This is a genomic window from Pseudomonas sp. GQ91, assembly GCF_059758795.1.
The window spans coordinates 1-2,659 of sequence record NZ_JCAXED010000033.1 but is presented as its reverse complement, the minus strand read 5'-3'; the positions used below and the strand labels follow the sequence as shown (position 1 = coordinate 2,659).

At 60.1% G+C, this 2,659-nt stretch carries 2 protein-coding genes; both read left to right on the top strand.

Annotated features, from left to right (window positions below):
• Window positions 1-260, top strand: a 260-nt coding sequence (locus AC6CIA_RS26225) for a hypothetical protein (RefSeq protein ID WP_498316040.1), incomplete at its 5' end; no start/stop codon positions are given.
• On the top strand, window positions 257-2,659 hold a 2,403-nt coding region (locus AC6CIA_RS26220; RefSeq protein ID WP_498316038.1), incomplete at its 3' end, for a DUF6531 domain-containing protein. The genes AC6CIA_RS26225 and AC6CIA_RS26220, both read left to right, overlap by 4 nt.

Here is a 2,659-nt window from a genome sequence, read left to right as displayed (position 1 = left end):
CGGCCAAAGTGCTTTTCAGCAAAGACCCGGTCGATGTCTGGACCGATCCCGGCTTTCCGGGCCCCCATGAGCAGATAGAAGCGGGTACCCCTGAAGCCTCCAGCCAACCACTGCCCGCACACGCGCAAGCCCTGTTGGACAAAGTGCTCAACACCACCAAGCAAACGTCGGCCAGCCTTGCCTCCCCGTTACCTCAGAGACTCGTGAAAAATGCCGAGATGCTCCGATTGCCACGCAAGCGCTCGGAGAAGACCCCATGACTGCAGCGACTCCACGACCGCGCCAATCGGCTACCGCCCCGCTCAATACCACCTCAAAAAATGACATCGATGCGGGCAAGGAAAAGCTCGACGAGTGGCTGCGCACACTCACCAACGACGCCATCGGCTGGAATGCTGTTCAGACCGCCGGCGCGGTGATTCCGGGTGTCGGCACCGTCTTTGCCGCTATGGATGCCATAGGCGACCTGCTCACCCTGATTGACGGCGATCAAAACGACTTCCTTACCTGGGTCAGCTTTGGCGTCAATGTCGTCGGCCTGGTCTCATTTCCAGGTGTCGGGCCAGCACGGCTGGCGGTGCGCACCACGCTGTCAGCCGTCAGGCGCAACGGCCTGCCCGCCATTTCGGCGGCCATGCTCAGTGCATTGGAAGAGAACCTCAATGACAAAACCCGCGGCGCACTTGAAGACTTTGCCAACGCCATACAAGCGCGTCTCAGCGAATTGCTCACCAAAATCGCCGCAGAAATCCAGAAAGCCTGCGCCGCCTTTGCCCGCATGCTCAGAAGCATTGCCAGCGAGCAAGGGCAGCAGGCGCTGGCCAAAAAAGCCAAGGTCGGCTCTTTCTTCTTTGGCCCGGTTGTCGGCATTGCCGCCCAGTTCATCATCGACGACCGGCTGTTGTCCAAAGCCGTGTGTCAGAAGCTGCTCACCGTCGCCAGTGCCGCCGACAGGATCGGCCTGGCGGTAGCGCAGAAAGTTCAAGGGTTAGGGGATCCGAACAAAATCGGCAGTATCGGCAACCTGATCATGGCATTGGTCAGCGCATTGGCCGCCCGCAAGCGACGGGGTACTCAAGCGGCCAATGCCTCCAGTCACCAGAACAACCGTGTTCAGGCGACTCACGGCCAAGGCGCACAGGTCACCCAGTCAACTCAGCGCAAAGCCAGCCATGACCCCAATCGCTGTAAAGACTGCAATTCCCCCGTTCCTTCAGGCACTCGTCGCAGCATCAGTTTCGCCACCGGCAGTGAAACGCTGGAACACACCGATTTCTCCCTGCCCGGGCCCTTCCCGCTCGAGTGGACGCGGACCTACCGTTCCAGCCTTGCGGCGTTTGATCAGGCAAGCCTTGGCGCACGCTGGATCACGCCGTTCTCGATTCGTATTGACCAGGATGAAGAGGGGCTGAGCTACCACGGTTACGACGGACGCAGCCAGCGTTACCCCGACCTTGCGATCAGCAAGCACCACTACGACCCGATCGAAGGGGTGTTGCTGATTCGCACCACGGTCAACACGTTGGTTGTCGTACGTGGCCACGACAGCCAGGAAACGTTTCAAAAGCAAGGTGATCGCTATCTGCTCAGCGGCATAACCTTGCGTGGCGGCGCCCGCATCGCCCTGCACTACGAGCACCAACACGCGGGCCAAGCAGTACTTTCAGACCTGGTCACCTATCAAGACGACACCGCGCACCACCATGTCCATACCCAACTTGATGAACACGGCCGCATCACCGCCCTGTGGCTGATGCACGAAGGCCAGCCATCGCGGCCACTGGCCGGCTACGATTACGACGAACACGGCGACCTGATCGCTGCACGCGACGAACACGTCGCGCAGTGGAACTACGAATATAAGCATCACCTGATCACGCGTTATACCGACCGCACCGGGCGCGGCATCAACCTGCAATGGCAAGGCCAAGGCCCCGATGCCAAGGCCATACGCGAATGGGCCGATGATGGCAGCTACAACACCCGCCTGGAGTGGGATGAAAACATCCGCCTGACCTACGTGACCGATGCGTTGGACCAGGAGACTTGGTATTACTACGACATCCTCGGCTACACCTACCGCGTCATCTACCCGGACGGTAATGAAGAATGGCTGTTCCGCGACAACGCCAAGAATGTTGTCCGCCATATCCACACCGACGGCAGCACCGACAACTACGCCTACGACGACCGGGGCAACCTGCTGCAGCACACCCGCCCGGACGGCTCGTCAGTCCATCACGCCTACGATGACCAGGATCAGCGCTTCAAAACCCGCGACGCCGAAGGCGGCCTGTGGAAATACGATTACGATCAACGCGGTAACATCATCGAAACCGTCGACCCGCTGGAAAACACCACCCAGTACACCTACAGCAGCGACAACCTGCCCGTGGTCATCACCGATGCCAACGGCGGCAGCAAACAACTGTCCTACAACGCCGACGGCCAACTGATCCGCTACATCGACTGCTCGGGCAAAGTCAGCCAGTGGGACTACGATGCACTCGGCCAGCTCAGCTGTTTTACCGACGCCGAAGCCAACGTCACCACCTACGAGTACCGCGCCGGGCAACTGGTGCGGCTTATCCACCCGGACAAGACCGAAGAGCACTTCGAGCGTGATGCCGAGGGCCGCCTACTCACGCACACCGACGCT